Annotated in this window: 24 protein-coding genes; 13 read left to right on the top strand and 11 right to left on the bottom strand. The window is 45.8% G+C overall.

The features are described 5' to 3' along the window. Window positions 1–180: 180 nt before the first annotated feature. The 7 genes from ACLD71_RS04825 to ACLD71_RS04795 form a co-directional block, all read right to left on the bottom strand. The gene (locus tag ACLD71_RS04825) at window positions 181–1,653 is read right to left on the bottom strand and encodes a dihydrolipoyl dehydrogenase (RefSeq protein ID WP_411993305.1); all 1,473 of its coding nucleotides are present in this window, start codon (window positions 1,651–1,653) and stop codon (window positions 181–183) included. Window positions 1,654–1,727: 74 nt separating this feature from the next. Then, window positions 1,728–2,456 (bottom strand): glutathione peroxidase, encoded by a 729-nt coding sequence (locus ACLD71_RS04820; protein WP_411993303.1) that lies wholly within the window; start codon window positions 2,454–2,456, stop codon window positions 1,728–1,730. Window positions 2,457–2,723: 267 nt separating this feature from the next. Further along, window positions 2,724–3,581, bottom strand: a complete 858-nt coding sequence (locus tag ACLD71_RS04815) for an ABC transporter permease (RefSeq protein WP_137674428.1) — start codon at window positions 3,579–3,581, stop codon at window positions 2,724–2,726. Window positions 3,582–3,583: 2 nt separating this feature from the next. Beyond that, window positions 3,584–4,825 (bottom strand): ABC transporter permease, encoded by a 1,242-nt coding sequence (locus ACLD71_RS04810; RefSeq protein ID WP_411993301.1) that lies wholly within the window; start codon window positions 4,823–4,825, stop codon window positions 3,584–3,586. 49 nt (window positions 4,826–4,874) lie between these two features. Beyond that, a complete protein-coding gene (locus ACLD71_RS04805; protein ID WP_137674430.1) occupies window positions 4,875–5,921 on the bottom strand; it encodes an ABC transporter substrate-binding protein in 1,047 nt (348 codons plus the stop codon). An 18-nt stretch (window positions 5,922–5,939) separates the two neighbouring features. Next, on the bottom strand, window positions 5,940–7,049 hold the full coding sequence (locus ACLD71_RS04800) for an ABC transporter ATP-binding protein (protein WP_137674431.1): 1,110 nt from the start codon (window positions 7,047–7,049) through the stop codon (window positions 5,940–5,942). Between the two features lie 207 nt (window positions 7,050–7,256). Beyond that, entirely contained in the window at window positions 7,257–8,156 is a 900-nt protein-coding gene (locus tag ACLD71_RS04795) for a LysR substrate-binding domain-containing protein (protein WP_411993298.1), read from the bottom strand. Between the two features lie 126 nt (window positions 8,157–8,282). Here ACLD71_RS04795 and ACLD71_RS04790 point away from each other — a divergent pair, with 126 nt between their 5' ends. After that, complete coding sequence (locus ACLD71_RS04790; protein ID WP_411993296.1) at window positions 8,283–9,278, top strand: NADP-dependent oxidoreductase; 996 nt, start codon at window positions 8,283–8,285, stop codon at window positions 9,276–9,278. Window positions 9,279–9,333: 55 nt separating this feature from the next. Here ACLD71_RS04790 and ACLD71_RS04785 read toward each other — a convergent pair whose 3' ends face one another. Next, the gene (locus tag ACLD71_RS04785; RefSeq protein WP_411993294.1) at window positions 9,334–9,951 is read right to left on the bottom strand and encodes a glutathione S-transferase family protein; all 618 of its coding nucleotides are present in this window, start codon (window positions 9,949–9,951) and stop codon (window positions 9,334–9,336) included. A 106-nt stretch (window positions 9,952–10,057) separates the two neighbouring features. Between ACLD71_RS04785 and ACLD71_RS04780 the strand changes: the two genes are divergently transcribed. The 9 genes from ACLD71_RS04780 (at window position 10,058) to ACLD71_RS04740 (ending at window position 17,181) form a co-directional block, all read left to right on the top strand. Continuing rightward, window positions 10,058–10,939, top strand: coding sequence for a LysR substrate-binding domain-containing protein (locus ACLD71_RS04780; protein ID WP_411993292.1), 882 nt, complete (start codon window positions 10,058–10,060; stop codon window positions 10,937–10,939). 28 nt (window positions 10,940–10,967) lie between these two features. Beyond that, window positions 10,968–11,912: a chemotaxis protein gene (locus tag ACLD71_RS04775; RefSeq protein ID WP_137674436.1), complete on the top strand. Its 945-nt coding sequence runs from the start codon at window positions 10,968–10,970 to the stop codon at window positions 11,910–11,912. Between the two features lie 62 nt (window positions 11,913–11,974). Further along, window positions 11,975–12,691 carry a substrate-binding periplasmic protein gene (locus ACLD71_RS04770; RefSeq protein WP_411993290.1) on the top strand — a complete coding sequence of 239 codons (717 nt, stop codon included), beginning with the start codon at window positions 11,975–11,977 and terminating at the stop codon, window positions 12,689–12,691. An 84-nt stretch (window positions 12,692–12,775) separates the two neighbouring features. Then, window positions 12,776–13,594 (top strand): DUF2797 domain-containing protein, encoded by an 819-nt coding sequence (locus tag ACLD71_RS04765; protein WP_137674438.1) that lies wholly within the window; start codon window positions 12,776–12,778, stop codon window positions 13,592–13,594. 42 nt (window positions 13,595–13,636) lie between these two features. After that, entirely contained in the window at window positions 13,637–13,921 is a 285-nt protein-coding gene (locus ACLD71_RS04760; protein WP_137674439.1) for a hypothetical protein, read from the top strand. 45 nt (window positions 13,922–13,966) lie between these two features. After that, complete coding sequence (locus ACLD71_RS04755) at window positions 13,967–14,758, top strand: ZrgA family zinc uptake protein (RefSeq protein WP_411993287.1); 792 nt, start codon at window positions 13,967–13,969, stop codon at window positions 14,756–14,758. 1 nt (window position 14,759) lies between these two features. Beyond that, window positions 14,760–15,476 carry an ABC transporter ATP-binding protein gene (locus ACLD71_RS04750; RefSeq protein ID WP_303513436.1) on the top strand — a complete coding sequence of 239 codons (717 nt, stop codon included), beginning with the start codon at window positions 14,760–14,762 and terminating at the stop codon, window positions 15,474–15,476. Then, window positions 15,463–16,689 (top strand): ABC transporter permease, encoded by a 1,227-nt coding sequence (locus ACLD71_RS04745; RefSeq protein WP_411993285.1) that lies wholly within the window; start codon window positions 15,463–15,465, stop codon window positions 16,687–16,689. Before ACLD71_RS04750 ends, ACLD71_RS04745 begins: the two co-directional genes overlap by 14 nt. 12 nt (window positions 16,690–16,701) lie before the next feature. Then, window positions 16,702–17,181, top strand: a complete 480-nt coding sequence (locus ACLD71_RS04740; RefSeq protein ID WP_137674443.1) for a DUF3299 domain-containing protein — start codon at window positions 16,702–16,704, stop codon at window positions 17,179–17,181. Here the strand turns inward: ACLD71_RS04740 and ACLD71_RS04735 are convergent. Together ACLD71_RS04735 and ACLD71_RS04730 are read right to left on the bottom strand one after the other, a co-directional pair. Continuing rightward, entirely contained in the window at window positions 17,178–17,423 is a 246-nt protein-coding gene (locus ACLD71_RS04735; protein WP_137674444.1) for a DUF6868 family protein, read from the bottom strand. The two genes, ACLD71_RS04740 and ACLD71_RS04735, sit on opposite strands and share 4 nt — an antisense overlap. A 71-nt stretch (window positions 17,424–17,494) precedes the next feature. After that, on the bottom strand, window positions 17,495–18,454 hold the full coding sequence (locus tag ACLD71_RS04730; RefSeq protein WP_411993283.1) for a DUF2914 domain-containing protein: 960 nt from the start codon (window positions 18,452–18,454) through the stop codon (window positions 17,495–17,497). A gap of 329 nt (window positions 18,455–18,783) precedes the next feature. On the opposite strand from ACLD71_RS04730, the gene ACLD71_RS04725 reads away from it, so the two are divergent. Both ACLD71_RS04725 and ACLD71_RS04720 read left to right on the top strand, forming a co-directional pair. Further along, the gene (locus tag ACLD71_RS04725; protein ID WP_411993281.1) at window positions 18,784–19,527 is read left to right on the top strand and encodes a gamma-glutamyl-gamma-aminobutyrate hydrolase family protein; all 744 of its coding nucleotides are present in this window, start codon (window positions 18,784–18,786) and stop codon (window positions 19,525–19,527) included. A gap of 20 nt (window positions 19,528–19,547) precedes the next feature. Next, window positions 19,548–20,825 (top strand): NAD(P)/FAD-dependent oxidoreductase, encoded by a 1,278-nt coding sequence (locus tag ACLD71_RS04720; RefSeq protein ID WP_411993279.1) that lies wholly within the window; start codon window positions 19,548–19,550, stop codon window positions 20,823–20,825. 86 nt (window positions 20,826–20,911) lie between these two features. Here the strand turns inward: ACLD71_RS04720 and ACLD71_RS04715 are convergent, their stop codons facing one another. Further along, window positions 20,912–21,928 (bottom strand): substrate-binding domain-containing protein, encoded by a 1,017-nt coding sequence (locus ACLD71_RS04715; RefSeq protein WP_137674448.1) that lies wholly within the window; start codon window positions 21,926–21,928, stop codon window positions 20,912–20,914. 308 nt (window positions 21,929–22,236) lie between these two features. Here ACLD71_RS04715 and hemB point away from each other — a divergent pair, with 308 nt between their 5' ends. Further along, window positions 22,237–23,244, top strand: coding sequence for a porphobilinogen synthase (gene hemB, locus ACLD71_RS04710; protein WP_411993277.1), 1,008 nt, complete (start codon window positions 22,237–22,239; stop codon window positions 23,242–23,244). Window positions 23,245–23,247: the final 3 nt, after the last annotated feature.

Genomic DNA, 23,247 nt, shown 5'->3' with positions numbered 1-23,247 from the left:
GTATCGACCATCCTTGTACCCACAAAACTGTCATTAGCATAGAGGAAAGCGCCGCTAATGATAAGTGCTGTTATCAATAGTTGCTGATGCTACCATTTTTATTGATTTTTGTATCACTAGATATAAAAAAGCCCCTGTTGCTTAAGTAAAAGGGGCAATGTACTTGTTAGATGAATTGGATTAGCTACCTACTCCACACTCCATACAAGCATCAATCATTTCTGGGCCAAGGTGCAGCTTAGCGTTTAAGTCACGTAGTGCGGTGCGCACTCCTTCTTCAATCACCGGGTGATAAAATGGCATATCTAACATTTGTGATACGGTCATTTTTGCCTGATGCGCCCAAGCTAATAAGTGAGCTAAGTGTTCAGCGTTAGGGCCAATGATTTCGGCACCTAAGAAGCGTCCGGTACCTTGTTCGCCATAAAGGTGAGCGATACCTTTATTAACTAACATCACGCGGCTACGCCCTTGGTTTTCAAAGCTCACAGCGCCTACTTCAAAACAGCCACAGTTACCTAGGCGCTTTTCAATATCGCGGTAGCTCTCGCCAACCATCGCAATTTGAGGGTCACTAAATACCGCAGCAATAGAGCTACGGCGCAGGCCTGCTCGTATGTCGTTGCCTCTGCCGGCATTATCGCCAGCAATTTTGCCTTGGTCTGCGGCTTCGTGTAACAAAGGAATTTGGTTGCTGGCATCACCGGCAATAAAAATATTGCTGAGTGAGGTTTGCAAGGTGTAGTGGTCGGCTACCGGTACACCTCGTTGATCCAGTTGAATATCGAGTTTGTCTAAACCAAGCTTATCGGTATTAGGTTTGCGACCAGTTGCAGCAACTAAGTAATCTACTTCGGTTTCAACAGTGTCGCCTTGCTTATCAATATAGCGAAGCTTTGCGCCCTGTTCGCTGCGTTCAATGAGCTCTACCTTGGCATCAGAATCTAAGTAAAACTCTTCGCTATAAGTGGTATTGGCGTAGTCGGTTAAGGTTGGATCTGTTAGTGGGCCTACCGCACCGCCAACGCCAAACATTAGCACTTTTACTCCCAAGCGATGTAAGGCTTGGCCAAGTTCTAGTCCAATAACACCTGGGCCAAATACTGCTACTGATTCTGGTAGGCTGTCCCACTCAAAAATGTCGTCGTTAACTAACAAACGATCACCTAATTCAGCCCAGGGTGCGGGGAATGATGGGCGAGAACCACTGGCGATAACGATGCGTTTAGCTTCTACAATCGTGGAGCCGCCATCTGAGTGACTCACATTTAGGTGGTGCTGGTCTATAAAGTCGGCATAACCATCTAGTTTGTGCTCAGGGTCAATGCCTTCCACCGACTCTAATACAAATCCTACAAAGCGATCGCGTTCGGCTTTTACGCGTTGCATTACCGCATGTCCATCAATTTGCGGTTTACCAAGGTTTACCCCAAATTGGGCTGACTTTTCATATTGATGCGCATTTTCAGCCGCGGCGATCAGTAGTTTACTCGGCATACAGCCCACTCGCGCACAGGTAGTGCCGTAAGGACCAGCCTCAATCATTAATACTGAATCAGTATGCTCTTTAGCGGCTCGATAAGCTGCAAGGCCAGCAGTTCCGCCACCGATCACAGCAACATCTACAGTTTTTTTAGCGCGTATATTAGACATGGTTACTACCTTTAAAAATACCAGCGAATGGGAAAGTACAGGCGAGTAGACCGACTCGCCTGAGTTTTTATTGCTTACGCTAAGTAAGCTTCTAAGTCGTCACTGCCGCCAATGTGCTTACCGTCTACAAATATTTGTGGAACAGTGCTGCGACCGCTTAGTGCTTTTAGGCTTACGCTGGTGGCGTCGGTGCCTAATACTACTTCTTCAAAAGATAAACCTTTGGCTTTAAGTAAGTCTTTGGCTTTTGCACAGAATGGGCAGCCTGGTTTAGTAATAATGCTAATGGCTGCAGGTTTCTTGGCATCGGCATTAATGTAGTTGAGCATGGTATCTGCGTCTGATACTTCAAACGGGTCGCCCGCTACGTCAGCTTCAATGAACATTTTTTCGATAACACCATTTTTCACCAACATTGAGTAGCGCCAGCTGCGCTTGCCAAAGCCTAGGTCAGCTTTGTCTACTAACATGCCCATGCCTTCGCTGAATTCACCATTGCCGTCTGGCACTACAGTGATGTTTTCAGCTTCTTGGTCGGCTAACCAAGCATTCATTACAAAGGTATCGTTTACGCTTAAACAAACAATCTCATCAACGCCATTTTCTTTTAATACACCGGCTAGCTCGTTGTAGCGTGGTAAGTGAGTTGATGAACAGGTTGGAGTAAATGCACCTGGTAAGGCAAGTACTACAACGGTTTTGTCTTTAAATAGTTGCTCGGTAGTAATGTCTACCCATGCATCGTTTTGACGAGTATGGAAAGTGACACTTGGAATGGTTTGGCCTTCGCGATTCTCTAACATAATGTTCTCCAAAAGTTTTAATAAGTTGTTTCCGTTTGATGTAGCTAGTATCGATTTTTACGTGCAATAAGTAAAAGCGATTGAATCTATTTTTATGATAGTTTTTAGCTATCAAAGTGGGTATCCAAGCATTTGCTTGCCAAGCATAGTGCTGAAATAAGGATTTTGAGGAGTGAGTTTAGAAAATACTGATGATATTTTTGTTATTGATCAATTTAGCTAAGTGCTTTTAGTTAGTGATGGTAAGCGGTTGAATTACAGTGGTAATCAGCTATCGAGCTCGCCACTTTGAATTCGCTCGCTACGGGCGCGTAGATACTCAATGGTAAATAGCAACATAGCGGAAATGATAATGAGTAAGGTCGCTACCGCGAGTATGGTGGGATTAATTTGCTCACGTAAGCCAGAGAACATTTGTCGAGGAATTGTTCTCTGTTCCGGGCCGGCTAAAAAGAGCACCACCACCACTTCATCAAAAGAAGTAATAAAGGCAAATAAAGCACCAGAGATAACACCTGGACGAATGAGCGGCATGATCACCTTGAAAAATGTCATGGTAGGGCGTGCTCCCAAGCCTAACGAAGCATTCACCAAAGAATAGTCAAAGCCCGACAACGCGGCATTTACGGTGATTAACACAAAAGGTGTACCGAGTGCTGCGTGAGCAAGAATCACCCCCAGATAAGAGCCCGCCAAATTGAGTTGGCTATAAAAGAAATACATACCTGCTGCGGTAATAATCAGCGGCACAATCATTGGCGAGAGCAAAATCGCCATCCACAACTTTTGCCAAGGCATGGCGGGGTTGCTTAAACCAATCGCGGCTAAGGTGCCTAATACAGTGGCAATAAGGGTGGCAAAAATACCGATGATGAAGCTGTTCTTAATCGCTAATAACCACTTGTCATCATGCCAGATTTCGGCGTACCACTTGAGCGAATAAGCTTCGGGCTCTAGGGCCAGCATGCCTTCGGTAAAGCTGAAAAAGGGTTCTACATTAAACGACAGAGGAATAATCACTAAGATAGGCAGCATCAAAAATGCCAGTACCAGTAAAGAACAAAAACGTAAGCCGTAGTGAGCCAGAATGTGCCAAAAGGTGAAGTACTTCGGATAGCTTTTCATGCTTAGCCCAACTTAATGTTATTCACGCCCACTAGGCGGTCGTAGATCCAATACAAGGCAATAATCAGTGCCAGCAATAAGGAGCCCAAGGCTGCGGCTAACTCCCAGTTGTTCGACGACTGCATGTGGAAGGCAATAATGTTAGAAATCATCTGCCCATCGGTACCCCCTACAATGGCTGGGGTAATGTAATAACCAATGGAAATAATAAATACCAGCAAGGCGCCTGCGCTAACTCCCGGTACGGTCATTGGCAGGTAAATTTTTATAAAGGCTGGTATGGGTCTCGCGCCTAACGACAAGGCTGCACGTAAGTAGCTGGGGTCAATATTTTTCATCACGCTATATAGCGGCAAAATCATGAAGGGCAGCAAAATATGGGTCATAGCTATAATGGTGGCCGCTTGGGTATATAGCAGCTCAAAGGGCTCATCAATCAAGCCCAGCGACTGTAAGCTTGAGTTGAGCACGCCATTAGTTTGTAAAATGGCAATCCATGAGGTGGTTCGCACCAACAGCGAGGTCCAAAATGGCAGCAGTACCAGTACCATCAGCCGGTTAGCTATTTTGCTGGGGGCAGTGGCCAGGTAATAAGCCAATGGATAGGCTAGTAGCGCGGTTAACAAGGTGATGTAAATGGCTATCTTTAAGCTTTTCCAATAAAGCTTTAAGTAAATTTGGGTATCGCGTTGCTCAATCTCTCCTGCGGGATTACGTTTTAAATCGAAAGTAGTGAGGTAATAGCTATCGGTGAATGGCTGACCAGCCCGTTTAACTGCGCGCCATAGGTCAATGTTATGCCATTTTTTTGAGTAACTCAGTAATACGCTATCGCCATTTTCTTGTAACTCTTCTAAGGTTTTTTTCTTTAGCTTTCGCGCGCTTGATTTAATCAAGCTAGAGCTGCCGGGTTTAAGTCGGTTTACCTCTTCGGCTAATTTACCAGAGAGCCGCTGTTTGGATAAATCTTGTAACTCAATCGCAAATTGCTGCAAAGCTGCTGATGGCGGAAGAGCATCGCCCGCTTCATCCCAGTTTTTTAGCTCCGCTAAACTCAGTGGTATCAGTTGGCTAACCGTAGGGTGGTAAACGCTGCGGTACAACATGGTGGCAATCGGTGAAATAAAGGTGATGAAGATAAACACCAACAGCGGCAGGGTAAACAACAACAATAAGCGCTTTTTACGATTAAGCAGCCGCTTACTCTCGAGTATTTCTTCAACGCTTAGGCTGTTGTTATTCATCTTCACCTTCAATTTCAATTTCAACTAGGGTTACTGGGGTAGCTTGCGCTTACTTAAGTAACCATTCGTTAAACTTCTCACCCAGTGACTCGCCATAGTCGGCCCAGAAATCACCTGATGCCTTTAGGCCCTCATCTAAATGCGAAGACGGTAGCTTGGGAATGACCGCTTTATCTACATAAGCATAAGATGAATTACGGGTTGGGCCGTATGCTACTTCAGGCATGCCACTTAAAGGCTTAGAGCCAGTAGCGAAGCGAATAAACTCCATCGCCAAATCTTTTTTCTTGGTGCCTTTTACAATTGCCCATACGTCCAAGTCGTATAGGTGAGCGTCCCACACCATTTCAAAAGGCTTACCTTCGCTTTGAATGGCATCAAAGATTCGGCCATTAGCCGATTGCACCATTACCGCGCCACCATCATTGAGCAATTGTGGCGCTTGTGACCAGCTATCGAACCAGACAATGTCATCGGCAATGGTGGCCAGTTTGGCAAAGGCACGTGCTTGGCCTTCGTCGGTTTCTAATACTTCATAAACCTGCTCTTTTGGCACGCCATCAGCGATTAAAGCCCACTCAAGGTTTACTTGAGGGCGCTTACGTAGGGCGCGTTTACCTGGGTATTTCTTGGTATCAAACAAATCGGCAATAGAGCTAGGTTGGCCACCCTTAATGGTGTCGTTATTAAAGGCATACAATACCGTCCATACAATATTACCTACACCACATTCGTTGGCTAATGCCGCTTCGCTAAAGTCTTTGGCTGCCGGAGTGCCATCGTCACCGGGGGGTAAACTGTCGTGGTCAATCACTTCCAGCAAGCCCTCAGAACAGGCGCGCTCTAAGTCAATTACCTCTACATCAATCACATCCCAAAGAATGTTGCCACTTTCTACTTGGGCTTTAATTTCGGCAATTCCGCCGGAGTAGTTTTCAAACAGAATTTTGTGGCCAGTTTCTTCCATAAACGGATCTAGCATGTGTTTTTGCTGGGCTGCACCATAGGCACCACCAAAAGAAACCGCAGTGAGTTGGTCTGCGCTGGCAACATTACATGCAGTTGCAAGGGCAATAACGGGGAGTAAACGTTTCATAGGTACCTTCCTTTACCATTAAGAGCTCGGGGGTGGATTAAAAGCTAACCCGTCATTAACGGACCACGTTAGTTTAGTTGGCGCACCAGCAGTAATGCTGGGCGCATCGTGATCGTTGAGCACTTTTACCATCAGCTCAGTTTTGTCACGAAGTTTGAAGAAGTAACGAATAAAGTCGCCTACATAAAGGCGGGTAATAAATTCAGCTTCAATACTATTTTCAAAGCTATGTTTGTCACTTTGGATGAAGAGGTTTTCTGGGCGGACTGCCAGTACACAGGCTTCGCCTGTTTCGGGGCAGTCCATCGCCTGGCCAGTTACTACACTACCGTCACTGAGCTCTACTTTCGCTAAGCCTTGAGCGCGATTGAGTACCTTGCCCGACAGGTGATTATTTTCACCAATAAAATCGGCTACAAAGGCATTTTCTGGGCGTTCGTACAATACATCTGGGGCGGCACATTGCTGCACCACGCCATCGTTAAATACTGCGATGCGATCCGACATGGTGAGCGCTTCGGTTTGGTCGTGAGTCACATAAATAGCGGTGAACCCAATGGATTCGTGCAGGCGCTTAATCTCTAGCTGCATTTGCTCACGCAAGTTTTTGTCTAGAGCGCCTAAGGGTTCATCCATTAATACAATTGAAGGCTCAAAGATAAGCGAGCGAGCCAAGGCCACCCGTTGTTTTTGTCCGCCAGAGAGATGACCCGGATAGCGTTTACCAAAGCTATCTAGTTCTACTAGGGCTAAGGATTCCGCCACGCGGCGTTTAATTTCTTCTTTAGGTAGCTTGCGAACCACTAAGGGGTAAGCCAGGTTTTCAGCCACGGTCATGTGTGGGAACAACGCATAATGTTGGAACACCATGCCAATATTGCGGTTGTAAGGAGCCACGTTGGTAATGGCTTGGCCGTTCACGAGGATGTGCCCGCTGGTGACATCCTCAAAGCCAGCTAACATCATCAAACAGGTGGTTTTACCGGAGCCGGAGGGGCCTAGTAAGGTAACAAACTCGCCTTTACGAATGTCTAAATTGAAGTTTTTTACTACTAGGCTGCGCTGGTCATAACTTTTTTTAACATCAACAAAGCGCACATATTGTTGGTCAGAGACCGGCTCGCTCATACACAGTTCCTTTTGCTAAGAGCTTGTTGCTAAAAGTAGACCAAGTTATTAAGAATTTCTATTAACACTAGCGTAACAAATAACCTTGCAGAGAAAAGTGCAAAGTTTGAGCAACTTAGCAATCGCCGCGAAATAATCTACTGGCTTACATTGGTCGTTTGGTTGAAACATTTGTGTCATTTAACAATAGGCTGAATATCTGCCTAGTTACAGGGTTAAACGAGAAACTAAAAAATCTACGGCAACTTTTACTTTTGGGATCTGATATTTAAGTCCTTGGTATAAAAGAAAAATCCCTGAGGATTCTGCTGTAGATACTCGAATGTCTTGGCCTACATCAATCGTTACTAAACTGCCTTCGGCGAGCTGTTGGCTAATTCCCCATTCGGGGAGTAAGGCAATGCCTTCTGCGTTGATGGCGGCATTCACTAAGCTTGTACCATGATTAGAAATTAAGCGAATGGGAGCGCTTAATTCTTGCCATTGCTGCTGGTGTTTGTAGTACCAAGGTAATACTTTTTCAGGGCTGCGATAGCGAAGACTAGGGTGAGCGTTTAAGTCTGCAGGTGTATGAGGTAAACCATGTTTGGCCAAATACTTTGGTGCAGCGCACAACACAAAATGATTATTGGATAGCTTTTTAGCAATAATCCGCTCATCAGGGGCATTACCCGCGCGAACGGCAATATCGATCTGGTCGCGACGTAAATTACTGAGTTGGTCACTGAAGTGTAGATCGAGAACGATATCTGGATACAACTGAGAAAACTCGCTAAGGATGGGGGCTAAACAAAGTTCTCCGTAACTAGGCATGGCACTTATCGATAACATGCCGCTAGGGTGTTGTTGCTGCTGCTTTAATAAATCTTCTGCATCATTAAGGCCATGTAAAGCGGGCAAAATTTGCTGGTAATACAGGGCTCCTAACTCGGTCAGTTTCACTTGGCGGGTACTACGCTGCAATAGTTGCTGTTTTAGCATGGATTCTAGATCTGTAATCCGTCGTGATACCGATGAGGGTGGAACATTAAAGGCTGCTGCAGTTTGGGTAAAGCTGCCAGATTCGGCTAAATGGGCGAAGTATTGTAGCGCGCGTAACTTATCCATAAGGTTTTATTTTTGTCTAAAAGGCAATAAAGTTTAGCTGTAAGGGCTATTTATTCCAAGTTATGCATCTATTTATACTATTTCCACTAATAATGAACGGCTAAGGCCACTCAAAAAGGATGCGTAATGTCTAGTTATCAATCAATTCACTTAGTGAAACGCCCGGTTACCAGCATTGAAGCCAGTTGTTTCGAAAGCCAGCAGCACGCTGTACAGGCTTTGCAAGAAGGTCAATTTAGGGTTAAACAAACCCATATGTCTTTAGACCCTGCCATGCGCGGCTGGATGAGTGACGACCGAGATAGCTACATTCCACCTGTAGAGTTGGGTGAGGTAATGCGTGCCAGCGGTATCGCTGAGGTGGTTGAGTCGTTAAACCCTAGTTTCCCGGTTGGTTCTAGTGTAATGGGCATGTTTGGTTGGACCGAGCAAGCCATTAGTAATGGTGCTGGCGTAAACATTGTGCCGCCAGGTTTGCCTGCTGAAGCCGTATTGGCAGTGCTTGCACTACCAGGCATGACGGCTGCACAAGGTTTGTTAGAGATCGGTAAGCCTAAAGCGGGTGAGACCTTATTGGTGAGTGGCGCTGCGGGTTCGGTTGGTTCTTTAGTGGGACAAATTGCTAAAGCGGAAGGTTTGCGGGTGATTGGTGTTGCTGGCAGCGATGAAAAATGTACATGGCTGGTGGATGAACTGGGCTTTGATGGCGCAGTTAACTATAAAACCGACAACATTGCTGCCAAAGTGGCTGAGTTGACACCCAATGGTGTAGATATTTATTTCGAGAATACCGGCGGTGCGATTCAACAAGTTGCAGTTGATAACATGAATGCACACGGTCGTATTGTGGTGTGCGGCATGATTGCTGATTACAACACTGACACACCTTCAGCGGGACCAAACTGGATCGCTATTGTGAAGAAGCGCCTAAGCATACAAGGCTTTACCATGCCAGATCACTTCGACAAAGCGCCGCAGCTTATGCAGCAAGTAGGTGCTTACTTGCAAGCGGGTAAGTTGCAATATCGAGTGCATGTATTAGACGGTTTAGAGTCTGCTATAGAGGGTATTAACCTGCTGTTTAGTGGCCAAAACCAAGGAAAATTAATCGTTAAATTGTAAGCGCGTTTGACCAAGCCGATATTAGTGGCTTGGTCCTTTTTTAAGCTTATTTACATCACGCTAATAAAGCTGATTCATCGTCTATCGAGACATAATTGTCTAACTGAAAAATGCCCTTACACCACGCTTGAATTGCGGGGTAGCTAGCCAAACTAAACGCGCCCTCTTCAGCCACGTGGGTATAGGCATACAAGGCAATATCGGCAATGCTTAAGCGCTCACCCACTAAATAACGGTGTTGGCTTAAATGCTTTTCCATTACGTCTAAGGCGGCATAGCCTTGACGTTTTTTATCCGCCAGTTGGGCGCGTCGAGTTTCATTCAAGCCAGCATGGCCTAGCCAAAACCGCACTGAAGCAATATTGGGTTCGTGACTGTATTGCTCAAAGCTCATCCATTTTAAAACTTGCGCTTGCTGCCAAGGGTCGGTAGGCCAATATTGGCTGCCTTGTGCCAGATAAAACAATACCGCATTAGATTCTGCTAAGCAGCGTCCGTCGTCTAGCTGCAATACCGGAATTTTGCCATTGGCATTGAGCGCCAAAAATTCAGGTGTATGGCTTTCTCCAGCAACAATATCATAGTGTTTTAGCTGAAAAGGCTGAGCCAATAGGTTGAGTAATAAACGAATTTTGTAGCCATTTCCTGAGGGAAGGTAATCATGCAGAATCATAGCGGCTCCTTGCTAAGTGGTTGATGGCTTTAGTGTGGCAAGTTGCTTGTAGTTTGAATAACGATTATTTTTGATAGCAACTATTAACAAGAGTGATGGGTAATAAATGGATATTGATGCCTTACGCAGCTTAGTGGCTTTTGTTGAAAGTGGTAGCTTTACTCGAGCCGCTAGCCAAACCTTTCGCACTCAATCGGCGATCAGTGCACAAATGAAAAAGTTGCAGCAAGAGAGCCAAAGCCCCTTGTTTGAAAAAGAAGGCAGAAGTTTAGTGCTTACCCCCGCAGGCCAAGCCTTAGCCAGTTATGCGCGACGCATTGTGAGTTTGCACGACCAAGCTGTCACCGAGCTTAAACACAATCACGCTAATGTAGAGTTACGAATTGGCTGCCCTGATGATTACAGTGTGTCGGTATTGCCGGTGTTGAGTGAGCTATTGCAACAGCACATTCCTCACTTATGTTTGCGTTTGCAAGCTGGGCCTAGCTACCAGTTGCGAGAGCGCTTAGATAGTGGTGAGCTGGATTTAGCCATTCTCACTCGCAGTCCAGATAGCGACGAGGGTTACTTGCTAAGGCACGATCAAGGCGTTTGGGTAAGCTCAAAACATCAAGACCTCAGCCAGCAACGGCCGATTCCTATCGCGTTATATGAAGCAGACTGTAAGTTTCATAGCAGCGCCATAGATGGTTTAGATAAGGCTGAGCTGCCTTATCGCTTACTGGCTACCAGTGCAAATCATAGCGGATTATATGGTATGGTTTCGCAAGGACTTGCAATAGCAGCAATGGCGCGATCTAGCAAAGGTGAATTGCAAGAATTGTGCGCTAAAACAATGCCGCCCTTGCCAGCAATTGATATTGTAGTTGTCAGTGCTACCCAGCCTCAATCGGCTTGCGGCAGCGCAGTTATAAAACAAATTTGTGAGCAGTTTCGTCAACTTGACCCGCTTGGTATAGAGCGTTCGAGTGCGGCTGCCGTTAGTTGATCGTTATCCGAAAAAGTAAGGATGCTTCATGAGTAGCGCCACGAGTCAGACACAAGGATTATTGCATTTTAGGTTGTCGCTAAACCAATTATTTGCAATTGGCACCTTAAAGGTACGAGAGATTGTTCCTTATACTCGGCTTACCGCCCTGCCTCATTCTCATGAGCATGTATTAGGTTCTGCTTCCTTACGTGGGCAAACTATTTCGGTTATTGATATGGCTGCAGCTGTAGGTTATCGGCCGATTGCCGAAGACGAGCGCGATGCCTGTTCAATCATTATTACCGACGTAAGCCGCCAAACGGTAGGTTTTTTGGTGCGTGGTATTGACCGTATTACCGAGTGTCGCTGGCGCGATATCGATCCACCACCAAGCACCTTAGGTAAAGATGCTTACGTAACCGGCGTTACGCGGGTAGACGATAAGCTGATTCAGCTGTTGGATATTGAAAAGCTAATTGCTAGCGTATTTCCAGACGATGAAGACCGAATTCGCGTATCGGTCAGCCTGCCTGATCAAGCTATTCTTAGCCAACTTAAAATTTTGCTGGTGGATGATTCTGCCACGGCGCGTAAGCAGTTATCTAGCGCCCTGGATAGCATTGAAATTGACTATCAAATGGCCAGCGATGGCGCTACTGCTTTTAAAATGATGCAGCAATCGGCAGCCGCAGGGCAACCGGTAGATGTATTAGTAAGTGATATTGAGATGCCAGGCTTAGATGGTTACGAACTGACGTTTGAAGTGCGTAGCGACCCCGGTGTAGCAGACGCTTACATTATCTTGCATACCTCACTATCAAGTGAAATTAGCGTAGACCGCGCGAGCCAAGTAGGTGCTGATGAAGCCTTAACTAAATTTGACGCGGCTGAACTGATCGATGCCATGTTACGCGGCGCGGAACGTGTTTCAGACAGTGAAACAAGGAGCTCCTTAGCAAAAAAGAACGGAATCCTTGAGGGGATCTTTTAAGGCTTTATACCGCGTTAACTGGGCTATGCTTATTAATACTTACTGATAAGCATGGACGGCTTATGCCGCGATTATCCATTTTTTTATTGTTGTTTAATACGCCCTTTGTCGCAGCTAGCAATATCAACATCGCCACCGACTTTTGGGAAGATTTCAGTAATCGAAATGGCACCGGCTATTATTTTTCATTAGTCGAACGTATTTTCCCCGACTACAGCTATACCGCCCACTTTATGCCCTACCCACGCAGCGTAGCAATGCTAGAAAAACAGCAGGTTGATCTTGTGTTTGGCGCTTCAGCCGATGAGTTCGATAAGGCCAATTGTTCACAATACTTAATTGAACGTGATGTCACCGATATGCTGGTTTCAGCCACATTTGCTAATAGCTATCAATCATTAGACGATTTAGTGGGGAAGCTTGTAGTGTCTCACCTTGGTTACGATTGGGCTGACTCTTTGCCAGAAGGGACAAGCTACGATGAGTACTCAGACTTAAGCCAAATGATTAAATTACTTAAAGTTGGCCGTGTAGATGCGATCTTGGATTATCGAGATGATGTTGAGGCATTGCTAGATAGCTCTCCGTCACTGAAAGGGGACTTTGCATTTATCGATAGTGTGTTTGGTTATGGCACTACTTTTTGTTTTTCTACCACTGAAAAAGGCGCAATGTTATTAAATCAGTTTGAACAAGCCATGCCCTTGCTTATTGAAAGCGGTGAACTTCATCAAATAATGATGGATACAACCGATAGTGATGTAGATTACCCCTACTAACCTTATACATGTTTTGAGGCTTGGACGCCGCTGAGCTTTGCTTTACACTGCTCTGCCAAATAGTTATTCAAAGAGTAGAGTAAGATGCAGGGTCATTTATCTAAAATGCGCGCCGAACTGGCCGAGCAAGTACAATATTATTTGCCGGTAGGTGAACAAGAGCTGCACCTTAACCCCCTGATCGGACAATCTTTCGCCTTTGAATTTACCGGTAACATTCATTGCCGAAACTGCGGTAAAGCCACCAAAAAGAGTTATTCGCAAGGCCATTGTTTTGTTTGTATGCGCAAACTAGCGAGCTGCGATATGTGCATTATGAAACCCGAAACTTGCCACTATAGCGAAGGAACATGCCGTGAGCCAGAGTGGGGCGAAACCCACTGTATGATTCCGCACTATGTTTATTTAGCGAATACTTCCGGTTTAAAGGTGGGCATTACTCGCCATACTCAAATTCCTACCCGTTGGATTGACCAAGGTGCTACTCAAGCGTTACCTATCTTTAAAGTGGCAACACGCCAATTGTCTGGTTTAGTGGAGATTGAATTAGCTAAATTGGTGGCTGATAAAACTAACTGGCGGGCTATGCTAAAAGGCGACGCGATTGAATTAGATTTAGTGGCTGAGCGAGAACGATTGTTGCCACAAATTGGTGATGCCTTAGCGGAACTCGCAGAACGTTTTGGTTTAGATTCAATTACCGCATTGCCCGACGAGGCGGTGGTAGACTTACACTTTCCAGTTGAACAATACCCAAGCAAAATTAGTAGCTTTAACTTAGATAAAAATCCTTTAGTAGAAGGTGAGTTACAAGGTATTAAAGGCCAATACTTAATTTTTAACAATGGTGTGATAAACATACGTAAATTTGGATCTTATGAAGTAAAACTGCTTGAATCCTAGTTAGGGTTAGTTGTTTAAGAAGTACACACAAGGTAGCTGACAATGTTAAATCCCCGCAGGCAACAAGGCATAACTTGGATACTGATTTTTTCAGTATTTGCCTTTGCCTTGGCGTGGGGCGAGCATCAGGCTGAGCGTTTAGACCCAGATCATTCAGAGCTCCATTGTCAGCTGTGTTTTAACTTAGAAAAACTCGCTACTGCCTTGGTTAGTAGCGCCTTAGTGATTGCGTCGTTAATGATTGCGCGGTCTTTTATTGCCGTTAATTACGCTTTTAAAAATGCCCATAGTCTAGCGGCTAGCGCGCGCTCGCCCCCTGCCATTTAACTAAATCTATATTCTTTTATTTTTAGCTAACAATGGATACCTATAATGACCTTTAAGCCTTTAATTGCGGCCAGCTTTGGCCTGCTTAGTAGTGCAGCATTTGCACAATCCGCTCACCAACACGGCGTGGCCGAGTTATTTTTTGCCGCCGCTGGTGAGGAGTTGGAAATTGAAATTCTCTCACCTGCCGACAACTTTTTAGGCTTTGAACATGCGCCTGCCAACGAGCAACAACACCAGATATTGGATGATGCAAAAAAGCAGGCTGCTCAAGCCATGCAGTTGTTTGTATTTAATGGCGGCCAATGTGAGTTGGAAAAAGTTGGCCAACATTGGGGTGATTTAGACCAAGAAGACGAACATCATGATGAGCATGCTCATGACAAGCACGATGATCACAAAGACCATGACGATCATGCTCACGGCAAGCATGATGAGCATAAAGACCATGACGACCATGCTCACGACAAGCATGATGAGCACAAAGACCATGACGACCATGCTCACGACAAGCATGATGAGCACAAAAATCATGATGACCATGCTCACGACAAGCATGATGAACACAAAGATCATGACGACCATGCTCATGAAAGCCATGATGGGCACAAAAATCATGATGACCATGACCATGAAGCGCATGGCGAGCATGCTGGTCATTCAGACGTGCGTCTTACCTATCACTTCCATTGTCACGAGTTAGCTGAGTTAAGCAGCTTCGATTTACAGTTGTTTAACTACTTCCCTCGTATGCAGAAAATTCAGGTGCAGGGAGCGAGTGATCGCGGGCAAGTAGCAATAGAAGCCACACCAACGCAAAACAAGGTAAAACTATAGTATGAGCCACTCTGCTTCTCTTTTACGTTTAGATGAAGTGGTGTTTGCGTGGCCGGGTGAACAACACCCGGCTATTCACATTCCTCATTTAAACATATCGGCAGCTAGTCACACTTTTATTCATGGGCCAAGTGGTTGTGGTAAATCAACTTTGCTCAGTTTAATCGCGGGAGTGATTAGTCCACAGCAGGGTTGCTTAACGTTTATGGGAAAAGACTGCGCAAGCCTGCGTGCTGCTCAGCGAGACCAGTTGAGAGCAGATAATATTGGCTATGTTTTTCAGCAGTTTAACTTGTTGCCTTATTTGTCTGTGGTAGAGAATGTGGCGCTAGCTTGTCAGTTCTCCAAAGTGCGCAAACAGCGAGCGTTGAGCCGTTCAGCCACGGTATTAGAAGAAGCGCGTCGTTTATTGGCGCATTTACAGCTGCCCGATAAACAGCTAGAGCAACCGGTCGGTCAGCTAAGTATTGGCCAGCAACAAAGGGTGGCGGCTGCGCGTGCAATGATTGGCTCACCAGCACTGATTATTGCTGATGAACCCACTTCTGCTTTGGATAAAACCAACCGAGAACATTTCATGAACTTACTCATGGCAGAATTAAGCCACTGCGACAGCAGCTTATTGTTAGTAAGTCACGACCATGAGCTGGCCGAACGTTTTGAGCAAGTGGTGGATTTACCTGAGTTAAATTTAGGAGGCCAAAATGAGCTTGCTTAAATTAGCCGGGCACAGTTTGTGGGCAAGGCGCGGTACTGCCTTACTCAGTTTATTTACCATTGCCTTGAGTGTGGCTTTGTTACTCGGTGTTGAAAACCTGCGTACTCAAGCTAAATCGAGCTTTGCCTCTACCATTTCGGGGACCGATCTTATTGTAGGCGCTCGCAGTGGGCCAACCCAATTATTGCTGTATTCGGTATTTCGTATTGGTAACGCGACGAACAATATTTCATGGGATAGCTATCAAGAGATTGCCGGTCAAAAATCGGTTAAGTGGTCTATTCCTATTTCCTTGGGGGATTCACACCGAGGTTACCGAGTCATGGGCACCACCAATAGCTTTTTTGAGCACTATCAATATGCCAATAAGCAGCCGCTAAGCTTTGCTCAAGGCGAAGCCTTGAACGAAACGTTTGAAGTGGTGCTGGGTGCAGAGGTGGCTCGAAAACTCGGTTATAGCTTGGGCGACAAAATTGTAGTTGCGCATGGCATTGCCGCCGTTAGCTTTGTTAATCACGATCAATATCCTTTTGTGGTGAGTGGCATACTCAAACCTAGCGGTACACCAGTAGATCGCACCGTGATAACCTCGCTGGCCGGTATTGAGGCGATTCACTTAGCGCCGCAGGCCACGCCATATAGCGAGCAACAACTTACTCCCTCTAGCATTACAGCGATGATGTTAGGCACTCAATCTAAGCTTCAGATATTTAATCTGCAGCGACAAATAAATCAATATAAAGGCGAAGCTCTATTAGCGATTTTGCCTGGTGTTGCCCTACAAGAGTTATGGGGAATCTTAAGCATTGCCGAAAGCGCGCTATTGGCGGTGTCGATTTGTGTTGTGATCACTGGTTTAATGAGCATGTTAACCACTCTTATGGTGAGCCTAAAAGAGCGTCGCCGCGAGATGGCAATATTACGCTCTGTGGGGGCTAAACCTCGGCATATCTTTGGTTTGCTGTTGATTGAGGCCTTGCTATTGAGTGGGCTGGGGGCAATATTTGGCCTTGCCAGTATGTACCTCATTTTGGGAGCGGCTAAGCCTCTTCTGCTCAATCAATTTGGCTTTTACTTAACACTTGCTTGGCCAACGTTAGAACAATGGTATTTGCTGTTGGCGGTAGTGGTTGTTGGCTTTATTGCTGGTGTATTGCCTGCATGGCGTGCTTATCGTTACTCCCTGAGTGACGGCATGAGCATTAAGATTTAATAAGGAAAAATAATGAAACTTGCTTATTACTTAGTTGGTTTATTGATGCTCAGCCTACCTGTTCAGGCTGATGGCATTGACGTGTGGGATCAGCTATTACCGGAAAGCGAACGACAAATGGCACTGCCAGAGGTGGACCACAATGCGCCAATGGATCAAGCGGGTCAGCAAAACTTAAATGTGAGTGTGAATAAAGAGCTGGACGGCAAACCTATTCGAATTCCTGGCTTTATTGTGCCTTTGGATAGCGAAGGGGAGCTAGTGACTGAATTTTTGCTAGTGCCTTACTTTGGCGCATGTTTGCATTACCCGCCACCGCCGCCTAATCAGATCGTTTACGTTACCTATAAACAAGGTTTGCAGTTAGAAGATCTTTGGGAACCGGTATGGGTAGAGGGTACCATTAATACCCAAATTCAAGATGTAGAAGGTGTGGCTACGGTGGGCTATTCAATTACTGAGCCGCAATCGATAGTGCTGTATACCGACTAATCTAACACTATACCTAGGGCGATATAAGGCACAATGTAAAAGGCAATAATGGCCGTTTTATAGAGTGCCAAGCCCAGGTAGTGAAAACGGTCAAACTTTTCTACGCTAAGATTAAACCATTTGGAATGCAGCTTGTACGTCCAGTCGTGGGCAAGAGTTAAAAAGGCGAACCAATAGAGCAATACCGCTACATTAATCAATGCGCCCCAACCTAGCGCACTGCGAATCAATTCAAGTTCCATGGCTCACCCTATTGTGCTTCAACACGAATGTTCAATTTACCACGACTGCGCGGCGCTGCAAGTGACTAGGCTTACTCCACAACAAAGTTCTGTTCAAAAATTAGCTGTTGTTGCTGATTGAAAATGGCCACTCGCCAATGGCCACGGCTATGCTTATCAAATTGCTTACTGGAATTTGTGCGCCAACGTTGCCCACCAATGGCCAAATCTACGCTGGCACGCAAGCGTTCATCTTGGTACCAATGCACTTGAATCTGTTGGTCTTGCATGTTGCGTAGCTCGCTAAATAAGTAGATTTTGCTTTGTTGGTCTAGCTTCACCACCGTGACGGAATCTACAGGTTCGCGTTGCTTTATTGCGCTAGTTAATTGCGCGCGGGGTAGCTGTTCAGTAAACCAGTTGGCTTGCTCTGCAGTGGTGACCGGCTGTTCGCTTAATGCTGGAGTTGCAGGCTCTGCTGATGCCGTTACTGGGTGTTGAGGCTCGTCCGCTATCGCTTCGTTTGCTGAGGCTTCGTCAGTTCGAAGATTCAACTCTTTTTCTGTTTCAGCGCTAGTGGAAGTTGCCGGCTCTAATTCGACTATTGCTTGTATCGCGGGCTGCTCAATATTGTTCGTGCTGAGCGTGTCATTTGGCTGCTGCACTAATGCTTGTTTTTCTGCAACCTGCTTTATTTCATTTGTCTGTACTGTCTGTTTAGCCTGAGTATTTATCTGAATTTCAGTGTTCGTTTCGGACTTTTGTTTAGGCAGTGTTGCTTCACTATCTAGGTTCTCGGTGCTTACTGTTTCGGCTAAATGTACTTGCTCGCTGCTGGCAGTTTGGGCAGCAAGAGCATTAGAAGGCGCAGGCCAAAATTGCGCGATTAAGCCACCGACAAGCAGTAATAAAAAAAGTACGGCAGCGACAATCTTGCGAATGTCGAAAGGAGGTTTAGGTGCTAAAACCTTATCAATGCTGTTTTGTTGTGTGTTCGGCGCGGCAATGGGCGCCGAATTGAGTTGGATTTTAATACTTACGTGTTCGGCCATGATTGAGGGTGAGCCCCATACTCCTTAATTGTTGCCGAGCAATTTTACCTATTAAGCTACTAGGCTGCCATTGATTTACTCGATTCCTGCTAAGCAGCAGTGAAATAGCAAATACACTAATGAATAAGTTGTTCAGTATAAGCGCAGTCTTTTTCTAGCTGGCGGCATGATCAAATGCTGTTTAAAGACGCAACGTATTAGCCTTACTCGAATTTTGTCTGGTTTGTTTGATTACTCAAAACTCAAGGTGTTAAATATAATTTACATTGGCTAGATTGTATGCCACTTTAGCCCTAAGCTGAATAGGCTATGTTTGAGGGAGTATATTGATGACAAAAAGCCACAAGCAACCATTGATAGGTATCATCACCTGCCATAAACCACTAGGGCTTTATCAGGTACAAAGTGTTAATGAGTTTTATCTGAACGCTTTGGCTGAATATGGCGCGAGCCCAGTAATTTTACCGCATCAATTAACAGGTGAAGCGCTGCATTCGCTATTAGCGCAACTGGATGGTGTATTGCTCACCGGCAGCCATTCTAATGTGCATCCACAGTTGTATGGTGCGACTCATCAAGAACCGCGTTTAGACGGCGGTAGAGATAGATTAGCTTTTGCTATTGTCGAATATTCTAAACAGTATGCTCTTCCAGTATTGGGTATTTGCCGGGGCTTTCAAGAGATGAACGTAGCGCTTGGCGGCAGTTTGCACCACAAGGTTTATCAATTAGCGGGAGCGATTGAGCATAGAGAGCCCAAGAGCGAAAACTTTTCAATAAAATACGCTGACCAGCACTCACTTAAGCTTGCCGAAGACAGTTGGTTGGCTGGTTGGCTTGATTGCCAGAGCATTGAGGTGAACTCTTTGCATAACCAAGGTGTAAATCGCTTAGCGGATTCATTGATTGTAGAGGCGCAGGCGGAAGACGGCTTGGTGGAAGCTTATCGGCTGGCTCAGCATCCTTTCTTTTATGCCGTGCAGTGGCACCCTGAATGGCAAGCCACTCGCAACCCGATTTCGCAGGCCATTTTTACCCAGTTTGTTAAAGCGGCTAACTTACACCAGCAATAGAGTGTCGTTAAGGAGTCAACATGCTTAACCATACCGCTTCGTATTATGCCGCCAGTGCCAACAATACGCGCCAGTTTCCTCAGCTACAGCGGCATATCCGTTGCGATGTTTGTATTATTGGTGCCGGCTTTAGTGGCTTATCATCGGCGCTGCATTTAGCCGAAAAAGGCTTTCATGTAGTAATACTGGAAAGTGTCAAAGTAGGCTTTGGAGCAACTGGGCGAAATGGCGGACAAATCGTCAATAGTTACAGTCGAGACGTTGATGTCATTGAGCAGCGTTACGATAAAAATACAGCGCAAGCGCTTAATGAAATGATCTTTGAGGGCGGCGAGATTATTCGCTCACGAATTGCCGATTACCATATTGAGTGTGACTACCAGCAAGGTGGGGTATTTGCGGCATATAATGCCAAGCAACTGAAAGGCTTAGCTGAACAAAAAGCGAACTGGGAGCGCTTTGGTAATCATCAACTTGAGTTATTAGACAAAGCGCAGTTAGCGAAAGTTGTTGGCACCCAAGCATACCAAGGTGGCTTGTTAGACATGAAAGGCGGGCATATTCATTCGCTTAACTTAGCCTTAGGAGAGGCAGAAGCGATTTTGTCCTTAGGTGGAGAAATTTACGAGCAGTCTGCAGTGCTTGATTACCAAGCTGGTGAACCTGCCAAAGTGACCACCGAGCATGGCAGCGTAAGGGCTAACTATTTGCTGTTTGCAGGAAATGCGTATTTGGGCGAGTTAGAACCTAAGCTAAGTGACAAAGCCATTCGTTGTGGTACTCAAGTGGTGGCTACAGAGCCGCTAAGTGATGATTTGTGTGAGCAGTTGCTACCTCAAAACTATTGCGTAGAAGATTGTAATTACTTGTTGGATTATTATCGAATTAGTGGCGATAAGCGCTTATTGTTTGGTGGTGGAGTGGTCTACGGGGCGAAGCCTTTGGCCTCAATTGAAAAACAAATTAGACCCAAATTTGAGGCTTTATTTCCGCAGTTAACGGGCGTAAATATTGATTATGCATGGACCGGTAACTTTTTGCTTACCTATTCACGAATGCCGCAGTTTGGCCGCCTAGATAGCAATATTTATTATCTGCAGGGTTATAGTGGTCACGGCTTAACTTGTACCCATTTAGCCGGAAAATTGCTGGCTGAGGTATTAAGTGAGCAATCGCAACGTTTTGATGTATTTGCCTCGCTTAATCATTACCGCTTTCCAGGAGGGCGACACCTGCAAGTGCCTTTTACCGCCTTAGGTGCGGTGTATTACAACCTGCGCGATAAGTTGGGAATATAGGATGTCACCGATTTTATTTTTACGGCGATGTAGCACCGAGCCAAAGACTCGATACGACATGGTATTGCACTTGCGTGCTGTAAGCGCTAAGTGGCGTTTTGGAGTTGCTTGTGTACCGCTACAGAGTCGCGTTTTACCAGGGTTGGTACGTATTTATGAATGGGCGCTACGGGCTCTCCAGCGGCTAAGGCTAAAGACATTTCAGCAGCCTCCATCGCCATCATCTCAATGGGGTAGCGCATGGTGGTGAGTTTTGGCCGTAAATAGCGTGATAGCAGCACGTCATCAAAACCAATGACCGATACATCTTCAGGGACTCGATAACCGTTATCGCACAATACAGTGATAGCCCCAGACGCCATTGAATCGTTGTAAACAATCAGAGCTGAAAAGTCTAAACCACGTGCCAATAAATTTTGTGCGGCAATTTCGCCGCCAATTTCATTGGGATCTGATGATGCAATAGCGTGTTCCGATAACGGCATACCATGCTCACTTAAAGCGGCCTTTGCGCCTTGTAAGCGTAAACGTGGATCTTCTATGTCGTAGTTGCTGGTAATGCAGGCAATGTTTTCGTGGCCTTGTGCTAGCAAGTGCCTAGCGGCTGCTTCGCCACCAGCTTGGTTGTCTAACCATACGCAGCGATGAGCGATCTCTGGAATATAACGGTTAATCAGTACCATTGCCGGTACAGCTTCTGCGTAGTCAATTAAGGCTTGATTACTCAAGGCCTTAGAATGTACAACGAGAGCTTGGCAGCGCTGTTCCAACAAGGTTTCAATAGCGCGTTTTTCGCTCTCGGCACTCACTAAGCCGTTGCTAATGAGCAACTGAATGTTGTTATTGCGAGTGACCTTTTCAACGCCGCCAGCCAGAGTAGCAAAAAACGGGTCGGTCAATTCGCTAAATACTAAACCAAGAGTAGGATTGGTTTGAGTGACTAAGGCTCGCGCATTGGCGTTGGGGCGATAACCCAGTTCTAGCATCACCTTTTTAACTAAATCACGGTTTTTGGCGCTAACCTTAGGACCATTGTTTACCACGCGTGATACGGTGGCGACAGAAACACCGGCGGCAGCTGCTACGTCTTTAATTGTGGCCATTTATTCTCCAAAAACTAATCGATTCATGACTTGGTTCGCTTACCTAAAGTAAGGTATTGCACCTGCGTCACTCACTGTGACATTACGCCATGTTGTATCACTAATTTAACAAATGTCAGCTAAATGTGGAAACGTTTTCCTTGGCAGTTGGCGCTTATCCTTGATATTGGACGTTTTAGCCTACATTCCATGAGCAACTTGCAGCTGTTTGATAAGTGTTAAGAAAGTTGTTGGCTACGCTTGCCGAGCAAGCCATAGCCGCTTAAAGTAGCGCTAGATGTACAATGCTAAATTTTAAGGAGCGCTGAGTGAGCGTATCAAGAGTTTTCCCTGCAACCCGTATGCGTCGTATTCGTCGCCATGATTTTTCTCGTCGCTTGGCCTGTGAAAATCAGCTTCGCGTTGATGATCTGATTTACCCGATGTTTGTTATTGAGGGCGAAAATAAGACCGAGAGCATTGCATCGATGCCGGGTATTCAGCGTTTTAGTATCGATTTATTATTAAAAGAAGCAGAGCAATTGGTTGCCTTAGGTGTGCCAATGATCGCTTTATTCCCGGTAACACCTTTAGACCAAAAGTCATTGTTGGCCGAGCAAGCTTACGCTGACGATGCGTTAGCGCAACGTGCAGTGAAAGCGCTGAAACAAGCCTTCCCTGAACTAGGAATAATGACCGATGTTGCCTTAGACCCGTTCACAACCCATGGGCAAGACGGCATTATTGACGAGCAAGGTTATGTGCAGAACGACATCACCACTGAGATTTTGGTCAAACAGGCCTTATCACATGCGGCTGCTGGTGCCGATATGGTGGCTCCATCAGACATGATGGACGGGCGGATCGCCGCTATTCGCGAAGCGTTAGAAGATGCTGGTTACCATAACACCATGATTATGGCGTATTCGGCTAAATACGCCTCTAGCTATTATGGCCCGTTTCGCGACGCCGTAGGCAGTTCTGGCAACTTGAAGGGCGGCAACAAAAAGACCTATCAAATGGATCCCGCTAATGGCCAAGAAGCCTTACATGAAGTGGCTTTAGACATCGAAGAAGGTGCCGATATGGTGATGGTGAAGCCTGGCATGCCTTATTTAGACGTAGTTCGCCAAGTTAAAGACACTTTTGCTGTGCCTACTTTTGCTTACCAGGTAAGTGGTGAGTACGCGATGCATAAAGCGGCAATAGACAATGGCTGGTTAGCCGAGCGCCCCGTGGTATTAGAATCATTGCTCGCCTTTAAACGTGCTGGCGCTGATGGGATTTTGACTTATTTTGCCAAAGACGTGGCACAATGGTTAGCCGAAGACCAGTAATTA

It is taken from the genome of Agarivorans sp. DSG3-1, from assembly GCF_046774965.1.
Taxonomy (GTDB): domain Bacteria; phylum Pseudomonadota; class Gammaproteobacteria; order Enterobacterales; family Celerinatantimonadaceae; genus Agarivorans.
This window is presented reverse-complemented; position numbering and strand designations above follow the sequence as displayed.

Excerpts from the sequence above, each read along its gene's own strand:
- ACLD71_RS04730 (WP_411993283.1), bottom strand. The coding sequence starts at position 18,454 with ATGGCCGAACACGTAAGTATTAAAATCCAACTCAATTCGGCGCCCATT.
- ACLD71_RS04825 (WP_411993305.1), bottom strand. The coding sequence starts at position 1,653 with ATGTCTAATATACGCGCTAAAAAAACTGTAGATGTTGCTGTGATCGGT.
- ACLD71_RS04720 (WP_411993279.1), top strand. The coding sequence starts at position 19,548 with ATGCTTAACCATACCGCTTCGTATTATGCCGCCAGTGCCAACAATACG.
- ACLD71_RS04780 (WP_411993292.1), top strand. The coding sequence starts at position 10,058 with ATGGATATTGATGCCTTACGCAGCTTAGTGGCTTTTGTTGAAAGTGGT.
- ACLD71_RS04795 (WP_411993298.1), bottom strand. The coding sequence starts at position 8,156 with ATGGATAAGTTACGCGCGCTACAATACTTCGCCCATTTAGCCGAATCT.
- ACLD71_RS04765 (WP_137674438.1), top strand. The coding sequence starts at position 12,776 with ATGCAGGGTCATTTATCTAAAATGCGCGCCGAACTGGCCGAGCAAGTA.
- ACLD71_RS04745 (WP_411993285.1), top strand. The coding sequence starts at position 15,463 with ATGAGCTTGCTTAAATTAGCCGGGCACAGTTTGTGGGCAAGGCGCGGT.
- ACLD71_RS04800 (WP_137674431.1), bottom strand. The coding sequence starts at position 7,049 with ATGAGCGAGCCGGTCTCTGACCAACAATATGTGCGCTTTGTTGATGTT.
- ACLD71_RS04735 (WP_137674444.1), bottom strand. The coding sequence starts at position 17,423 with ATGGAACTTGAATTGATTCGCAGTGCGCTAGGTTGGGGCGCATTGATT.
- ACLD71_RS04740 (WP_137674443.1), top strand. The coding sequence starts at position 16,702 with ATGAAACTTGCTTATTACTTAGTTGGTTTATTGATGCTCAGCCTACCT.
- ACLD71_RS04815 (WP_137674428.1), bottom strand. The coding sequence starts at position 3,581 with ATGAAAAGCTATCCGAAGTACTTCACCTTTTGGCACATTCTGGCTCAC.
- ACLD71_RS04785 (WP_411993294.1), bottom strand. The coding sequence starts at position 9,951 with ATGATTCTGCATGATTACCTTCCCTCAGGAAATGGCTACAAAATTCGT.
- ACLD71_RS04725 (WP_411993281.1), top strand. The coding sequence starts at position 18,784 with ATGACAAAAAGCCACAAGCAACCATTGATAGGTATCATCACCTGCCAT.
- ACLD71_RS04755 (WP_411993287.1), top strand. The coding sequence starts at position 13,967 with ATGACCTTTAAGCCTTTAATTGCGGCCAGCTTTGGCCTGCTTAGTAGT.
- ACLD71_RS04820 (WP_411993303.1), bottom strand. The coding sequence starts at position 2,456 with ATGTTAGAGAATCGCGAAGGCCAAACCATTCCAAGTGTCACTTTCCAT.
- ACLD71_RS04775 (WP_137674436.1), top strand. The coding sequence starts at position 10,968 with ATGAGTAGCGCCACGAGTCAGACACAAGGATTATTGCATTTTAGGTTG.
- ACLD71_RS04805 (WP_137674430.1), bottom strand. The coding sequence starts at position 5,921 with ATGAAACGTTTACTCCCCGTTATTGCCCTTGCAACTGCATGTAATGTT.
- ACLD71_RS04750 (WP_303513436.1), top strand. The coding sequence starts at position 14,760 with ATGAGCCACTCTGCTTCTCTTTTACGTTTAGATGAAGTGGTGTTTGCG.
- ACLD71_RS04790 (WP_411993296.1), top strand. The coding sequence starts at position 8,283 with ATGTCTAGTTATCAATCAATTCACTTAGTGAAACGCCCGGTTACCAGC.
- ACLD71_RS04770 (WP_411993290.1), top strand. The coding sequence starts at position 11,975 with ATGCCGCGATTATCCATTTTTTTATTGTTGTTTAATACGCCCTTTGTC.
- ACLD71_RS04715 (WP_137674448.1), bottom strand. The coding sequence starts at position 21,928 with ATGGCCACAATTAAAGACGTAGCAGCTGCCGCCGGTGTTTCTGTCGCC.
- ACLD71_RS04760 (WP_137674439.1), top strand. The coding sequence starts at position 13,637 with ATGTTAAATCCCCGCAGGCAACAAGGCATAACTTGGATACTGATTTTT.
- ACLD71_RS04810 (WP_411993301.1), bottom strand. The coding sequence starts at position 4,825 with ATGAATAACAACAGCCTAAGCGTTGAAGAAATACTCGAGAGTAAGCGG.